Below are 14,793 nucleotides of genomic sequence, written 5' to 3'. Positions count from 1 at the left end.
GGAAGCTGGCTCATCAGGTTGGCGTGTTCCGCCGTGCTGGTAGGGGCGCATTATAGGGAGCCGCGCCGGGATGACAAGAGCTTTTTGCAAAAATGCGTTCGTTTGCTGAAAAAGCGAACTGAACGCCCCAAAACAGCCCCTTGGCACCTCTTTCATGCCGCTTTTTTGCTCAACTCTTCGCTTTGTGCCCGGATATAGTTGACCCAGCTGGTTGCCTTCTGCTGCCAGTTATCCTGTTGCTGCAGCTCACGGGCCAGTTCCAGCGCCTGGGCATACTGCTCCTTATTAAGGTGTGCCTGCACCAGCAGCGCTTTGGCACGATTGCCTTGCTCGCCTTTTACCGACTTGATGGCGGCGAGCTGGATCATGGCAGCATCAGTCTTGCCCTGTTGCAGCATCAGTTCGGCGGCGCGCATGGCAGCTTTGGGCTGACCATGTAGGCTGGCCAGCTGCTGCCAGCTATCAACTGCTTGTGACCACTCCCGGGCACCTTCCCACAATTGGGCAAGCAGTTGGCGATTTTCAGCACTTTGCTTCATCTGTCCCTTGGCCATGGCCGCTTCCAGCAGACGGGCACCACGATAAGGCAGCCCTTGCCAGGCATAGAGGCGGATCAGCTGATTGCGGGCAGACGCATCATCCATCAGTTTTCTGTCGATAGCTGTTTGCAGCAGAGCCAACGCCTGATCGCCACGTTTGGCGGAGAGGTTGAGCGACACCGCCTGCTGCCACCATTTACTCTCTTTGGGTTCGTGGCTGATCAACTCGGCCGCCTGATCGGCAGCCACGCCATAACGTTGCTGAGCGGTGAGGGCGGAGAGACGAATAATGGCGGCCTGCTTCTGCCAACCCTTCTTCAACAACTGTTCGCTCTGGCTGGCGGCGTCACCGTACTGCTTGTTGTGGTAATAGAGGCCGGCCAGACGCAGGCGCAGTGCATCGTCTTGTTTGAGTGCCAGTGCCGCCTTGTAGCTGGCGATGGCGCCAGACCAGTTGGATTGCTGGGCCTGAATATCGCCGCGCAGTCGCAACAGCTGGAGCTGTTGCTGCTCGGGCCACTCTTTATAGGCAAGAGCCTGTTCGACATAACGGCTCGCCTGGGCGGTCTGTTGCAGATTGGCCGCCAGCGAGGCTTGCAACTGCGCCAGCCAGGCACGCTCGGCATCGCTATTTGGCTTGAGGCCGGACGCCTTGCTCTGGGCTTGTTGCCACTGACCGGACTGATAGAGCTTCATCACGGGTTCAAGCTGACGGGAGAAGTGAGGGCTGACCTCCATCGCCAGACAGGCTTGGCCGACCAGGGCAAGCAGACAGATCCAGATCCGCAACATAGTTATGACTCCAGTTTGAATTTGAGCGTGATGACTTGCACCAGCTTGTCGGTGGCGCCCGGTCTCGGCTGATAGCGCCACTTGTTGATCGCCTGAATGGCCGCCCGCTCGAACTGACGCTTGGGTTTGGCCTCGACCACTTCCACATCCTGCACGCCACCTTCGGCATTCACGCTAAAGCGCAGGGTGACGAATCCTTCGATCCCTGACTGTTGGGCACGATAGGGGTAGACCGGCTCGATCCGTTGCAACGGCATCAGCATGTCACCGACGCCGATACCCGCACCCTGCTGCTGGCCGTGGTAGTTGCCACTCAATACCGGTGCGGTACTGGTCGCCACACCAGGGGCATAGACCTGCACCGCGCTGAGGCTGGAGACCAGATCCAGACTCGGCTCAACGGCCGCCAAGGGGGCCGCTGCAGGCATCGGCAGCGGTGTGGAGGCCAATGCGGCAGGGGGCTCTGGCAGAGGTTCGGGTTCCTGCGGCACCGGACGCTCGCGCACCTGCACCTCGGTCACCTCGCTCTGCATATTGATGACGATGGGCTTCTGTTCGCTCGCCACCTTCTCCCCCCGGGGCGGTTCAACCAGCGTGGCCATAAACAGCAGGATGCCCAGACTGAGGGCAATCCCCAGCCCCAGGCTCATCAGCTTGTATTTCATTTTGGCGCCACCGCCACGGCGATATTGGCGATACCCGCCGCCTTGGCCTCATCCATCACCCGCACCACCTTGCCGTGGGGCACCCGCTCATCGGCCTGGATCACCAGACTGGCATCGGGCTGCTCCGCCAGCAGGCGGGCGATGGTGGCCTGTACCCGCTCCACATCGATCTGCTTGCGGTCGAGGAAGATCTGACCCTGAGCCCCAATCGCCAGCATGATGCTGGAGGATTTCTGCGCCTTGGCCTGACTGGCCTGGGGTCTGTGCACCTCGAGTCCGGCTTCACGCACGAAGGAGGTGGTGACAATAAAGAAGATCAGCATGATGAACACGATATCCAGCATGGGGGTCATGTCGATCTGCACTTCGTCACGCTGGCGTTTGGATTGCCGTCTCATTGCATTACCTTCTCTTCTCGCAAGCCGTCCCGGGTCTTGGCCAGCGCACGCTTGGCCTGACTTTCGAGGCGACTGAGTAACAACACGCCGGAGAGCGCCACCACCATGCCCGCCATGGTGGGGATAGTGGCGCGGGAGATCCCGCCCGCCATGCTCTCCGGGTTAAAGCGGTTGGCCGCAGCCAACGCATCGAATACGCCGATCATGCCGGTCACAGTGCCCAGCAACCCCAGCATGGGGCAGAGCACCACCAGGGTGCGGATGAAGATCAGATGACGGTTCAGTTCCAGCTCCGCCTGCGCCAGCCAGCGACTGCGGATCGCCCGGGCATGCCAGCTGTGGCGCTCGCTGCGGGCCTGCCAGCGGCCGAGCAGCTGTTGCTGCAAGGGGCCAAAACCCAGATTGAGGTAGAGCAGCCGCTCGATCATCAAAATCCACATCAGCACCAGCAGGGCCAGAATGACCCAGAGCACAGGGCCGCCACGGCCCATGAAACTCTGCAGCTGTTGCCAGATGTCGAGCATCATGCTGCTCGCTCCATCCCGCCGTTATTGCTCTCGGCGCGCTCGGCCAGAATGCCGGCTACTTGCTGCTCCAGTACATTGGAAAGCTCGGTGAAGCGTGATTGCAGCAGGCTGTGGGCCAGGATCAGCGGAATGGCCGCAACCAGACCCTGTACCGTGGTGACCAGCGCCATGGAGATGCCGCCCGCCATGATCTTGGGATCGCCGGTGCCAAACTGGGTGATGGCCTGGAAGGTGCCGATCATCCCGGTTACGGTACCGAGCAGACCCAGCATGGGGGCGATGGCCGCGATCACCTTGACCATGCCGATGCCGCGCTCCATGCGAGGAGTCTCCTGCAGGATCGCCTCATCAAGACGCAGCTCGAGGGTCTCCATGCTCAGCTCGGGGTGTTTGTCTGCCACCGTCAGCACCCGGCCGAGGGCGTTGTCGGCGTGATACTCGCCGCTCTTGAGCTGGCGGCGCACCCGACCCAGTTCGCGGGAGAGGCTCCACAGCCGTACCGCCGCAATCCCCAAGCCGATGGCAGCCAACAGCACGATAATGGCGCCGACCTGACCACCTTGTTGTACCTGCTGCCAGAAGGTGGGCGCCTGTGCCAGCATCGCCAGCAGAGTGCCATGAGAAGGATCCAGCGGCAGCGCTTCCCCTTCCTGACCCTGATAAGCCGCAACGGCAGAGAGCACGCTACCGGGCAGACCCAGTACCGGGCTCAAGCCTTCGGCGGTCGGTTGCAGGAAGCCTTCGCTCCCCAGCAGGGCAAAACTGCCAACCCGGGTCAGCGACTGCTCGCTGGCAGCCCCCTGGGCATCGAGCACCTTGCCGTTGAACCGGGCAATCCGGCCAGATTCGCGGATCTCCTGCAGCAGCGTGGCGGGCAGCAGGGCGAGAGCGGCACGATCCGGCACCTGTTTATCCTGTGCCATGGCTTTCAGCGGGGCGAGACGCTCCGGGTACTGGCCCTCGACGGCGGATTCGCTCAGCAGCTTGACCGCATCGCTGGCGCCCTGACGGGAGACCGCGAAGATCTCGTTCATGTCGCCGGAGGCTTGCTCCCACTGGGCGTTAAGCTCGACCAGCTGCTTCTCGTTGCTGGCGAACTTGCCAGCCAGCTCCTTGCTCAGGCGCTGGGCCTCGGCCAGTCTGGCACGGGCAGTTCCGAGCTCCTTGGCAACGGTCGCCAGATCTTGCTGAGCCTGCTGTTCACGAGCCTGTTCCTGCTGCTGCCACTCATCGGCGACAGCGGCGTTGGTACCGCAGGAGAGGGCAATAAGGAGGGGGAACCACTTCATGGTGACTCTCATGATTGGGCCTCCTGACTGCGGCTGACAGAGAGGGGGACATTGAGCAACTGGGGAACTTTCTTGTCGGCGGCCACATCCATCGCCTCGGCGATAGGGGAGAGCCACTGGCTATCGAGGGCTTGCCACTGCTTCGCCTCGGCAGACCAGCGCCATGCCTGACTGCGATCGGCCGTCATTGCCAGCAGGGAGACCCGACCCAGCGCCAGCACATCGACCCGACGAGGAGCACCATCCAGCTCCAGCTCGGCGGAATAGCTGTCCATCCGGCTGCCGTACTCGGCTTCGATCTGATAGGCCTGCAGCAGCTGACGGAATTTCTCTGCCTCGCTAACGTCTGCGCGGGCCAGGGTCGCTTTCAACTGTTCAACCCGCGCCAAACGATCTTCCTTGCGCAGCGGGATGTCGTTTTGCACCAGCTGTTCCAGATCTGCCTGCATTTGCAACATCAGCGGGATCAAGCCCTGACGGGTCTCTTGCACCGCTTCCAGCTGCTGACTCAATTTACCCAGCTCATTTTGCTGATCGGCCACCAGAGATTGCATGTAGCGGTTGTAGGCTTCGAGGTCGCGCAGTTGCAGCTGGGCATTTTGCAGCTCCAGTCGTGCGGCAACGGCGGCATCGGCGGCTTTTTCCACCCGCTGCTGGGAGGCTTTCCCGGCAGCTATGCTGTTCTTGAGGGCGGGAGCAACCAGCTCATCCCCGATGGCAGCAAAGTGGACTGACAGTGGCAGCAGGGCCACACCCCATAATTTGTTCATTGAAATACATCTTACTAATGATAACTATTATCATTATCTCAAATGCGGGGCTGACTGGCAACGAGAGGATTTTCTTGGCCTTTATGCACAAAAACAGGATAATTTTTAGACACGCACGGAATAAGTGGCGCCAATAGCCACCGCACAAATATAAATAACGAGAAAAAATCTTTTCGATCAGTGTGATAGAGATCGAAAAAGGAGAAAGTCATGCTCAACGATGCGATCTGGGAACATATCGACAAGTTCACCAAGGCAACAAAAACCAGCGATATCCAGCAACAACTGGAACGCTTCAGTCATCAAATGGGCTTTGATTACTTCCGGCTGTTGATTATTTTCCCCATCAGCATGCAGAAATCCCACGTGGCACTGTTCAACAACTGTCCGACCAGCTGGTTTGACGCCTACAGCGAAAACCAGTATCTGACCCAGGATCCGGTGGTCTATCTGGGGCTGAAACAGACCCAGCCTATCTTCTGGAACAAGCTCGACTGCGACTCGCCCTGGCTGCCCAGCGCCAGCCGCGATGTGATGAATCTGGCTGCCGATTTCGGGGTGCGCAACGGCGTCTCCTTCCCGCTGCACACCCCGCAGGGAGAGCACGGCATCCTCTCATTCATCACCAAGGAGAAATCCAACACCGATCTGATGTTTGAAAACGTTCCCCTGCTGTCGTTTTGCGCCAGCTACATCTTCAACTCCGCGCTGCAACTGATCAAAAGCCGGCCTGACCTGATGAAGTACCTGACCGAACTGTCGGATCGGGAGAAGGAGTGCCTGTTCTGGGCCAGCGAGGGCAAAACCTCCTGGGAGATCGCCACTATCCTCGGCATCAGCGAGCGGACGGTCAACTTTCACCTGACCCAGGTGACCAACAAGACCGACTCGAAGAACCGCAGCCAGGCCATCGCCAAGGGGATCACCAGCGGCATCATAGTGCCCTCCCTCGATGAGGTCACCATCACCAACCTGCGGCTGTCGTAACCCCTCAGCCGAAACAAAAAGAGCCGCAATAGCGGCTCTTTTTCATTTCAGAAAGTGACTTACTCAACAGTCACCGATTTTGCCAGGTTGCGCGGCTGGTCGACGTCAGTGCCCTTGATCAGGGCGACGTGGTAGGAGAGCAGCTGCAGCGGCACGGTATAGACGATGGGGGCGATCACCTCTTCCACATGGTTGAGGTTCATGACCCGCATGGTCTCGTCGCTCTTGAAGCCGGTGTCGGCATCGGCGAACACGTAGAGGATACCGCCACGGGCGCGCACCTCTTCCACGTTGGACTTGAGCTTCTCCAGCAGATCGTTGTTCGGCGCCACCACAATGATGGGCATCTCGGCATCGATCAGCGCCAGCGGGCCGTGCTTCAGCTCGCCAGCGGCGTAGGCTTCGGCGTGGATGTAGGAGATCTCTTTGAGCTTGAGCGCCCCCTCCATGGCGATGGGGTACTGGCTGCCGCGGCCGAGGAACAGGCTGTGCTGCTTGTCGGCAAACTCTTCGGCCAGGGTTTCGATATCCTTGGCCAGCGCCAGACTCTCTTTAATACGCAGCGGCAGGGCTTGCAGCGCCTTGACCAGTTCAGCCTCGGCGGACGCGCTAAGGTGGCCACGGCAGTGACCGACCGAGGCCACCAGCATCAGCAGGCCAGCCAACTGGGTGGTGAACGCCTTGGTGGAGGCCACACCAATCTCTGCCCCCGCGCGGGTCATAAAGGCCAGATCCGATTCACGCACCAGCGAGGAGCCCGGCACGTTGCAGATAGCCAGCGAGCTCATGTAGCCGGATTCCTTGGCCAGACGCAGCGCCGCCAGGGTATCGGCGGTCTCGCCACTCTGGGAGAGGGTCACCAGCAGGCTGTTGGGACGCACTACCGATTTGCGATAGCGGAACTCGGAGGCAATCTCCACATCGCAGGAGACGCCGGCGATCTCTTCGAACCAGTAGCGAGCCACCATGCCGGAGTGATAGGAGGTGCCGCAGGCAACGATCTGCACGTGCTCCACCTTGTCAAAGATGGCGCGCGCGCCGTTGCCGAACGATTCGACCACCACGTGATCGCTGCCCAGACGCCCTTCCAGGGTGTTGGTGATCGCTTTGGGTTGCTCGTGGATCTCCTTGAGCATGTAGTGACGGTATTCACCCTTGTCACCGGCATCGTGGGAGAGTTCGGACTCCTGCTCTTCACGCACCACAGCGTTGCCGTTGGTATCGAAGATATGCACGTCACGGCGGGTCACTTCGGCCACATCACCCTCTTCCAGGAAGATGAAACGACGGGTCACCGGCAGCAGCGCCATCTGGTCGGAGGCGATAAAGTTCTCGCCGATACCGCGGCCGATCACCAGCGGTGAACCGGAGCGGGCAACCACCACGCGGCTGTCGTCGCGGCTGTCCATCACCACGGTACCGTAGGCACCGCGCAGCTGCTTCACCGCAGTCTGCATGGCGGCCAGCAGGCTGCCGGCGCTCTTCAGCTCGTGATGGACCAGATGGGCAATCACTTCGGTGTCAGTGTCGGAGCTGAACACATAGCCCAGCGCCTTCAACTCTTCCCGCAGCTCTTCGTGGTTCTCGATGATGCCGTTGTGCACCACCACGATATGCTCGGAGACGTGGGGGTGGGCGTTGCGTTCGGAGGGCTCGCCGTGAGTGGCCCAGCGGGTATGGGCGATGCCGGTACCGCCGTGGACGGACTGCTCGTCAAGCGCCTTGGCCAGCTCGGCCACCTTGCCCAGACGGCGAACCCGCTGCAGCGGCTGGTTGGCGCTGAACACGGCCACACCGGCTGAGTCATAACCGCGGTACTCCAGACGGCGCAGGCCCTCTACCAGAATTTCAGCCACATCACGTTGGGCAACAGCCCCGACGATGCCACACATACACTTCTCCTTGAGATACAAATCGTAAAGTCAGTTGGATGGTTCAGAGCTCGATGTCAGCAAGTGACCGGGGCGCAGATAAGCGTCACCCCCTGGGCTTGAATCTGTTCTCTGGCCTCGCTGGCCAGCCCCTCGTCGGTCACCAGGGTATGGATGCTCGACCAGGGAAGTTCGAGATTGGGGATCTTGCGGCCGATCTTTTCCGATTCGACCATCACAATGACCTCCCGCGACACCTCGGCCATGACCCGCGACAGGCCCACCAGCTCGTTGAAGGTGGTGGTGCCACGCTCCGGGTCGATGCCGTCGGCACCGATAAAGAGCTGGTCGAAGTCGTAGGAGCGCAGCACCTGTTCCGCCACCTGCCCCTGGAAGGATTCGGAGTGAGGGTCCCAAGTGCCACCGGTCATTAACAGGGTAGGCTCATTTTCCAGCTCGCGCAGGGCACCGGCCACATTGAGGGAGTTGGTCATCACGATGAGGCCGCGCTTGTTGCCCAGCATGGGGATCATGGCGCTGGTGGTGCTGCCGCTGTCGATGATGACGCGGTTGTGATCACGCAGCCGCTCGGCCGCCGCACGGGCAATGGCTAACTTTCGGTTCGAAACTTGTTCAGGGTTGACCTCGACCACCATCTCGCTCGGCAAGGGGACGGCGCCACCGTAACGGCGCAGCAGCAGACCACCGGTCTCCAGTACCGCCAGATCTTTACGGATAGTCACTTCGGAGGTAGAAAAGTGTTTGGCAAGGGCGTCGACGCTCACTTCACCCTGCTCTTGTACCAGGGTCACTATGGTGTGTCGGCGTTGTTGAGTATTACGTTTGGTCATTTTTAAGTTTCGATTCGAAAGAACATCGAAATATTAGCCCCTTTTTCGGAAAAATAAAACAGCAAATAGGATCCGATTTGGTTCGATGCCAGAATGGGGTGCCAATTTGCGACGAGGATGCCATGCAAAAGAGAGTCATCTGGCTGGTGGAGGATGAGGCCAGCATCGCCGACACCCTGATTTACGCCCTGCAGACCGACGGGTTCGAGGTGGAGTGGTTCATGCTGGGCCAACAGTTGCTGACACGACTGGAACAGACGCGACCCGACTTCCTGATCCTCGATGTGGGGCTACCCGACATCAGCGGCTTCGAACTCTGCAAGCAGGTGAGGGCGCTGACCGATATTCCCCTGATGTTCCTCACCGCCCGCAGCGAGGAGATAGACCGACTGATCGGGCTGGAGATAGGTGCCGACGACTATGTGGCCAAACCCTTCTCGCCACGGGAAGTGTGTGCCCGGGTGCGGGTCATCCTGCGCCGCAGCCAGCCCGTTGCCCCCCAGCCCAGCGCCCTGCTGGTACTGGATGAGGAGCGGGCCCGCATTCATTTTCGCGGCCAGCCGCTGGCCCTCACCCGCTACGAATATCTGCTGCTCAAGACCCTGATGCTGGCGCCGGGGCGGGTCTACTCCCGCCAGCAGCTGATGGATCTGGTGTGGCAGGATGCGGAGGAGAGTCTGGATCGCACCGTCGATACCCACATCAAGACCATCCGCGCCAAGCTGCGCGAACATGATCCAGAAGCCAACCTGATCCTCACCCACCGCGGGCTGGGCTACAGCCTGGAGCTGGCATGAGACTCGGGTTGCAACTGCTGTGCGGCCTGCTGCTGATCTTCGCGCTGGCCGCCTGGTTCGTGCTGGAGATCTTCGTCGAGGAGATAAAACCCGGGGTGCGCAGCGCCACCGAGGATACTCTGGTAGACATGACCCAGCTGCTGGCGCCGCTCGCGCTCGATGATCTGAAAGAGGGCAATATGATGAACGGGCGGTTGGCCAGCGCCTTCGCCCGCCTCAACCAGAATCCCATCAATGCGATGATCGATGGCCACCTCAAGCAGCAGGCGGAGTACCGCATCTATGTCACTGACCAGAAGGGTATGGTGATTTACGACTCCGACGGCACGGATCTGGGCAAGGATTATTCCCGCTGGAACGATGTCTACCGCACTCTGCGTGGCCAGTATGGCGCCCGCAGCACCCGCACCGATCCCGACGATGCCGCCAGCTCGACCATGTATGTGGCGGCGCCGCTGCGGGAAGGGGCCGAGATCATCGGCTCCCTCACCGTCGCCAAACCCAACCGCACCCTGATGCCTGCCATCGAGCGGGGGGAACAGGAGCTGCTGCGGGCCGGCGGCCAGATGCTGCTCATCTCGCTGCTGATCGGCAGCCTGCTGGTGTGGTGGCTCAACCGCGCCATCGGCAAGCTGGTGCACTACGCCGACTCGGTCAGCAAGGGGGAGGCGGCACCGCTGCCGCAGTTGCACACCGTCGAGCTGGATCGGCTCGGCCGCTCGCTGGAGACCATGCGCCACCAGCTCGATGGCAAAAGCTATATCGAAGCCTATGTTCACAGCCTGACCCACGAGCTGAAGAGCCCGCTGGCCGCCATTCGCGGGGCAGGGGAGATTTTGGCCGAAACGCCGCCCCCCGAAGTTGCCAAACGCTTTATCGGCAACATCAATCTGGAAACCGCGCGCATGCAGCAGTTGATCGAGCGAATGCTGCAACTGGCGCGGCTGGAGTCGGGGCAGGGGCTGGATCGCCAGTCGGTGGAACCGGCAAAACTGGGCAAGCGCACCCTCGACGCCCGCCAGATCATCGCCCAGCGCCGTCAGGTCGAGTTGGTGGCCGAGCTGGCCAGCGCGCCGAAACAGAAGTGGGATCCGCTGCTGGTGGAGCAGGCCATCGGCAACCTGCTGGATAACGCTATCGACTTCTCTCCCGCCAACGGGCAGGTCACCCTGAGCGGCAGCCAGCAGGAGGAGGGCTACTGTTTTCGGGTTACCGACTGCGGCCCCGGCATTCCCGACTACGCATTGCCGCGCATCTTCGAGCGCTTCTACTCCCTGCCACGACCGGACAAGGGCAAGAGCAGTGGTCTGGGGCTCAGCTTCACCCATGAGGTAGCCCACCAGCATGGCGGCCGTCTGACCCTGAGCAACCGGCCGGAAGGAGGCGCGCTGGCGGAACTCTGGCTGCCATTCGCCTAGTCCCCCTGCAACTTCACATTCCCCACACAAAACGGCATTAGACTGCCGCTTTCTCTCATCCATTTGCTCAAGGAAATGCTATGTCCCGCCTGCTTCTCTCCAGCCTGCTGGCTGCCGGTCTGCTCGCAGCCCTGCCTGCCTCCGCCGCCAGCGGCTGCTTTCTCTATGCTGACGGCAACGGCCAGACCCTCTCCAGCGAAGGGGACTGCTCCAGCCAGCTGCCGCCCGCGTCCACCTTCAAGATCCCGCTGGCGCTGATGGGTTACGACAGTGGCTATCTGGTTGATGAAGAGCATCCGGCACTGCCTTACAAACCGAGCTATGACGGCTGGCTGCCCGCCTGGCGCGAAACCACCACCCCGCGCCGCTGGGAAACCTACTCGGTGGTCTGGTTCTCCCAGCAGATCACCGAATGGCTGGGGATGGAGCGCTTCCAGCAATACGTCGACCGCTTCGACTACGGCAACCGGGATCTCTCCGGCAATCCGGGCAAGCATGACGGTCTGACCCAGGCCTGGCTCAGCTCCAGCCTCGCCATCAGTCCGGAGGAGCAGGCTCGCTTCCTCGGCAAGATGGTGAGCGGCAAGCTGCCGGTCTCGGCGCAAACCCTGCAATACACCGCCAATATCCTCAAGGTGAGCGAGATCGAGGGCTGGCAGATCCACGGCAAGACCGGCATGGGCTACCCGAAGAAGCTGGATGGCAGCCTAAACCGCGATCAGCAGATCGGCTGGTTCGTCGGCTGGGCCAGCAAACCGGGCAAGCAGCTGATCTTCGTCCATACCGTGGTGCAAAAGCCTGGCAAGCAGTTCGCCTCCCTCAAGGCGAAAGAAGAGGTGCTGGCCGCATTGCCCGGGAAGCTGAAGACCCTGTAATTCCTCCAGAAACCGGCGCAATGCCGGTTTTTTTATCCCCCTTCACCACCACTTCACACAAGCCCATCCCCCCTTCACGTCCGGCCGGCAGACTCACTCCATCCAACAAGGAGACGTGTCATGGTCAAACAGATATTCACCCACAAGATCTTTCTGCTGCTGTTGCTCAGCCTGCTGCTGATGGTACCGGTGCAATCCATCATGGAGCTGAACCGGGAGCGTCAGGCTTACCGCAGTCAGGCCATTCACAGCATCATGGCCAGCAGCAGCGGCCCGCAGCGACTGATGGGGCCCATTATCGTACAGCCCTATACCCGTTCGGTGACGGTCGAGCAGGAGGGCAAGCGCTTCGTCCGTCAGGAGCAGATCTACCGCTACCTGCTGCCGGAACAGCTGGACGTGCAGGCCATCATGGAGGTGACCCCGCGCAAGCTCGGCATCTATCAGGCGCAGGTCTATCAGACCCGGCTCTCCCTCTCCGGCCGTTTGCCGACAGCAGCTCAACTACAAGAGAGCGCGCCGCTCGCCGGGGATGATGAGCTGGTGGCAGGCAAACCCTACCTGAGTCTGGTACTCTCCGATGCCCGCGGTATCAACAGCGTCCCCGAACTGCAACTCGGCACACAGCGGATCCCGTTTGCCCCCGGCGCCCGCCTCGGTGATGCGCTCGCGGGTATCCATGCCCCGATCGACAGCCTGCCGCAGCAGGATGGCACCTTCCATCTGGAGCTCAATCTACAGGGGATGAACGCCCTCGACATAGTCCCGCTGGGCAAGGAGAGCACCCTGCAGCTGGCGGGCAACTGGCCCCACCCCAACTTTATCGGCGACTTTCTGCCGGGCAGTCGCACCCTGAGCCCACAAGGGTTTGAGGCCAACTGGCAAACCAGCTGGTTCGCCAGCGACATGGAGACCCGCTTCAACCGGATGATGAACGGGGGCGATAGCAATCTCTCCACCTTCAGCGTCAGTCTGGTGCAGCCGGTGGATCACTATCAGCTCAACGAACGGGCGGCCAAATATGCCCTGCTCTTCATCGGCCTCACCTTTATCAGCTTCTTTATGTTCGAGTTGCTCAAGGGGCTGAGGGTTCACCCGATCCAGTACGCGCTGGTAGGCATGGGGCTGGCTATCTTCTATCTGGTGCTGCTGGCCCTGACCGAGCACCTCGGCTTTGGCTGGGCCTATCTGGTAGCCGCGCTGGCCAGCGTGCTGCTCAACGGCTTCTACCTCAGTCATGTGCTGAGTGGCCCGAAGCAGGGGATCGGCTTCGCAGCGCTGCTCGGGCTGGTCTATGCCATCCTCTACAGCCTGCTGCAAGCCGAAGAGATCGCCCTGCTACTCGGCGCCCTGCTGCTGTTCGCCACCCTGGCGCTGATCATGATGCTGACCCGCAAGCTCGACTGGTATCAGGTGATGGGGCAACAGAGTGTCGAGTCCCGCCCAGCCGGACATGACAATGACGACTGAGGGCACAACCTCCGTCAATCTCTGACCTAGACAACAAAGGCTTCAGTCGGTTCTTCTCGAAAAAAGCGGAACCGGCTGGGCCTTTGTCCGCCAATTTCCTAGCATGCAACCATGTTCCACAGGCGGACGATCACATGAAAATGCATCCGGGCAGGATCCTGCTCTATTCCGGCTTGCTATGGGCTCAGGGAGCTCTGGCCGGTACCCTCACCATTCATCCCGAACCGGTCGAAGACCTCTTGCACAATCCCGGCGTCGGTATCGAAGAGTTTCACAACAGCTGGGGTCATCCCCTCTCTCTGGCTGAACATCCGGTCAGCACGGTCGACTACTTCCGCTTCTACTGGAGCGAGCTGGAGCCACGGGAGGGCGAATACAACTTTGCTCTGATCGACAGGGCCATCGATCAGGCACAGCACGCCACCCCGAAACAGTCGATTGCCCTCAGGGTCATGACCCTTGATGAGCCCTTCTCGGGCAGCAAGATCCCGGAGTGGCTCATCAACAAGGGGATTCGGGGAGAGTGGGTGAACAACCACCAGACCTTTGTGCCCGACTACAGCGACCCGCAGTTCCTCGCCCGAGCCACCCGGCTGTTTCAGGCGTTGGGCGCCCATTACGATGGCAACCCGGCGCTGAGTCATGTCGACATCGGCATGATAGGTTCATGGGGGGAGTGGCACATGAGCAACTTCCCCGGTCCGACGCTGGAACAGCGCTACAGCAGCGAGCAGCTCAAACCCTATGTTGACCTGCAGATGGCCGCTTTTCCGCGAACCCCCAAGCTGATGCTCATCAACAACCTGCCCATGTTTGAGTATGCCGTGGGCAAGGGAGCTGGCTGGCGGGCAGACTGCCTCGGCGACTGGCACCACTTCTCCCAAAGCTGGAGCCACATGCGCAACGCCTACCCGGAACGACTGGCGAGCGCCCGCGCCGATGTGGCGAACTTCGATTCCAGCTGGCAGCGGGCGCCGGTCAGTTTCGAGGTGTGCGGCAAGCTGAGCGAGTGGCCAGGCCAGCAGCAGTACACCATGGAGGAGGTCAAGGCCACCTTTGACTGGGCGCTGGCCCAACACGCCTCCACCATCAATCTCAAGTCGGATCCGGTTCCGCCCCAATATCGACCCATCGTCGACAATGCCCTGCGCAAGATGGGCTATCGCATCGTGCTGGACCAGCTGACCCTCAAGGGAACCATGAAGCCGGGGGCTACCCTTGCCCTCAACGGCGACTGGCACAACGACGGGGTAGCGCCGGCCTATCGCAACTGGCCGCTCACCTACCGGCTGGTCAACGACGAAGGGCAGGTCGGCGCCATGCTGGTGACCCGCAACGACATGACCCGCTGGATCCCGGGCAGCAAGGCTACCACTCGCGACAGCCTGACCCTGCCGGGCCGGATGGCACGCGGTCACTACTATCTCGAGCTGGCCTTCATCGGTCAGGACAAGCAGCCCGCTCTGCAGCTCGGCATTGCCGGTCTGGAAGAGAGTGGCTGGTATCGTCTGGCCGAGATAGACATCCAGTAACGCAAAAGGGCT

General features: G+C 60.9%; 14 protein-coding genes. 6 read left to right on the top strand and 8 right to left on the bottom strand.

Annotated features, from left to right (window positions below; genetic code table 11):
• Nucleotides 1-152 precede the first annotated feature (152 nt).
• Genes G5168_RS16565 through G5168_RS16540 form a run of 6 tightly spaced genes read right to left on the bottom strand, consistent with a single transcriptional unit; the run spans nt 153 to nt 4,980 of the window.
• Entirely contained in the window at nt 153-1,331 is a 1,179-nt protein-coding gene (locus G5168_RS16565) for a hypothetical protein (protein WP_115523020.1), read from the bottom strand.
• A 2-nt stretch (nt 1,332-1,333) separates the two neighbouring features.
• A complete protein-coding gene (locus G5168_RS16560) occupies nt 1,334-1,996 on the bottom strand; it encodes an energy transducer TonB (protein ID WP_113740530.1) in 663 nt (220 codons plus the stop codon).
• Complete coding sequence (locus G5168_RS16555) at nt 1,993-2,394, bottom strand: ExbD/TolR family protein (RefSeq protein ID WP_005339369.1); 402 nt, start codon at nt 2,392-2,394, stop codon at nt 1,993-1,995. The genes G5168_RS16560 and G5168_RS16555 overlap by 4 nt, the downstream gene beginning before the upstream one ends.
• On the bottom strand, nt 2,391-2,921 hold the full coding sequence (locus G5168_RS16550; protein WP_005339367.1) for a MotA/TolQ/ExbB proton channel family protein: 531 nt from the start codon (nt 2,919-2,921) through the stop codon (nt 2,391-2,393). Before G5168_RS16550 ends, G5168_RS16555 begins: the two co-directional genes overlap by 4 nt.
• Entirely contained in the window at nt 2,918-4,222 is a 1,305-nt protein-coding gene (locus G5168_RS16545) for a MotA/TolQ/ExbB proton channel family protein (RefSeq protein WP_421252467.1), read from the bottom strand. The genes G5168_RS16550 and G5168_RS16545 overlap by 4 nt, the downstream gene beginning before the upstream one ends.
• Nucleotides 4,219-4,980: a DUF3450 domain-containing protein gene (locus tag G5168_RS16540; protein WP_005357258.1), complete on the bottom strand. Its 762-nt coding sequence runs from the start codon at nt 4,978-4,980 to the stop codon at nt 4,219-4,221. Before G5168_RS16540 ends, G5168_RS16545 begins: the two co-directional genes overlap by 4 nt.
• 210 nt (nt 4,981-5,190) lie before the next feature.
• Here G5168_RS16540 and G5168_RS16535 point away from each other — a divergent pair, with 210 nt between their 5' ends.
• Nucleotides 5,191-5,967 (top strand): helix-turn-helix transcriptional regulator, encoded by a 777-nt coding sequence (locus G5168_RS16535; RefSeq protein WP_421252466.1) that lies wholly within the window; start codon nt 5,191-5,193, stop codon nt 5,965-5,967.
• 59 nt (nt 5,968-6,026) lie between these two features.
• On the opposite strand, the gene glmS is transcribed toward G5168_RS16535, so the two are convergent.
• Both glmS and G5168_RS16525 read right to left on the bottom strand, forming a co-directional pair.
• Nucleotides 6,027-7,859 carry a glutamine--fructose-6-phosphate transaminase (isomerizing) gene (glmS, locus tag G5168_RS16530; protein WP_216960043.1) on the bottom strand — a complete coding sequence of 611 codons (1,833 nt, stop codon included), beginning with the start codon at nt 7,857-7,859 and terminating at the stop codon, nt 6,027-6,029.
• A 56-nt stretch (nt 7,860-7,915) separates the two neighbouring features.
• A complete protein-coding gene (locus tag G5168_RS16525; protein WP_005355851.1) occupies nt 7,916-8,689 on the bottom strand; it encodes a DeoR/GlpR family DNA-binding transcription regulator in 774 nt (257 codons plus the stop codon).
• A 122-nt stretch (nt 8,690-8,811) separates the two neighbouring features.
• Here G5168_RS16525 and blrA point away from each other — a divergent pair, with 122 nt between their 5' ends.
• The 5 genes from blrA to G5168_RS16500 all read left to right on the top strand — a co-directional run bounded on the left by blrA (nt 8,812) and on the right by G5168_RS16500 (nt 14,781).
• Nucleotides 8,812-9,486 carry a beta-lactam response regulator transcription factor BlrA gene (gene blrA, locus G5168_RS16520; RefSeq protein ID WP_013724228.1) on the top strand — a complete coding sequence of 225 codons (675 nt, stop codon included), beginning with the start codon at nt 8,812-8,814 and terminating at the stop codon, nt 9,484-9,486.
• The gene (gene blrB, locus G5168_RS16515) at nt 9,483-10,904 is read left to right on the top strand and encodes a beta-lactam sensor histidine kinase BlrB (protein ID WP_227341672.1); all 1,422 of its coding nucleotides are present in this window, start codon (nt 9,483-9,485) and stop codon (nt 10,902-10,904) included. Before blrA ends, blrB begins: the two co-directional genes overlap by 4 nt.
• An 80-nt stretch (nt 10,905-10,984) precedes the next feature.
• Nucleotides 10,985-11,779, top strand: coding sequence for an OXA-12 family class D beta-lactamase (gene blaOXA, locus G5168_RS16510; RefSeq protein ID WP_227341673.1), 795 nt, complete (start codon nt 10,985-10,987; stop codon nt 11,777-11,779).
• A gap of 120 nt (nt 11,780-11,899) precedes the next feature.
• Nucleotides 11,900-13,249, top strand: coding sequence for a cell envelope integrity protein CreD (creD, locus tag G5168_RS16505; RefSeq protein WP_227341674.1), 1,350 nt, complete (start codon nt 11,900-11,902; stop codon nt 13,247-13,249).
• A 134-nt stretch (nt 13,250-13,383) separates the two neighbouring features.
• Nucleotides 13,384-14,781 (top strand): DUF4832 domain-containing protein, encoded by a 1,398-nt coding sequence (locus tag G5168_RS16500; protein ID WP_216960056.1) that lies wholly within the window; start codon nt 13,384-13,386, stop codon nt 14,779-14,781.
• Nucleotides 14,782-14,793: the final 12 nt, after the last annotated feature.

This window comes from Aeromonas sp. 600724, from assembly GCF_049175135.1.
Taxonomy (GTDB): domain Bacteria; phylum Pseudomonadota; class Gammaproteobacteria; order Enterobacterales; family Aeromonadaceae; genus Aeromonas; species Aeromonas veronii_A.
The sequence above is the reverse complement of the archived record's forward strand: the minus strand, read 5'-3'. Positions and strand labels throughout refer to the sequence as shown.

Bases quoted from the DNA above. Each gene is read 5' to 3' on its own strand.
- blrA (WP_013724228.1), top strand. From the start codon at position 8,812: ATGCAAAAGAGAGTCATCTGGCTGGTGGAGGATGAGGCCAGCATCGCC.
- glmS (WP_216960043.1), bottom strand. From the start codon at position 7,859: ATGTGTGGCATCGTCGGGGCTGTTGCCCAACGTGATGTGGCTGAAATT.
- G5168_RS16555 (WP_005339369.1), bottom strand. From the start codon at position 2,394: ATGAGACGGCAATCCAAACGCCAGCGTGACGAAGTGCAGATCGACATG.
- G5168_RS16565 (WP_115523020.1), bottom strand. From the start codon at position 1,331: ATGTTGCGGATCTGGATCTGTCTGCTTGCCCTGGTCGGCCAAGCCTGT.
- G5168_RS16545 (WP_421252467.1), bottom strand. From the start codon at position 4,222: ATGAGAGTCACCATGAAGTGGTTCCCCCTCCTTATTGCCCTCTCCTGC.
- blaOXA (WP_227341673.1), top strand. From the start codon at position 10,985: ATGTCCCGCCTGCTTCTCTCCAGCCTGCTGGCTGCCGGTCTGCTCGCA.
- G5168_RS16525 (WP_005355851.1), bottom strand. From the start codon at position 8,689: ATGACCAAACGTAATACTCAACAACGCCGACACACCATAGTGACCCTG.
- G5168_RS16500 (WP_216960056.1), top strand. From the start codon at position 13,384: ATGAAAATGCATCCGGGCAGGATCCTGCTCTATTCCGGCTTGCTATGG.
- blrB (WP_227341672.1), top strand. From the start codon at position 9,483: ATGAGACTCGGGTTGCAACTGCTGTGCGGCCTGCTGCTGATCTTCGCG.
- creD (WP_227341674.1), top strand. From the start codon at position 11,900: ATGGTCAAACAGATATTCACCCACAAGATCTTTCTGCTGCTGTTGCTC.
- G5168_RS16560 (WP_113740530.1), bottom strand. From the start codon at position 1,996: ATGAAATACAAGCTGATGAGCCTGGGGCTGGGGATTGCCCTCAGTCTG.
- G5168_RS16540 (WP_005357258.1), bottom strand. From the start codon at position 4,980: ATGAACAAATTATGGGGTGTGGCCCTGCTGCCACTGTCAGTCCACTTT.
- G5168_RS16535 (WP_421252466.1), top strand. From the start codon at position 5,191: ATGCTCAACGATGCGATCTGGGAACATATCGACAAGTTCACCAAGGCA.
- G5168_RS16550 (WP_005339367.1), bottom strand. From the start codon at position 2,921: ATGATGCTCGACATCTGGCAACAGCTGCAGAGTTTCATGGGCCGTGGC.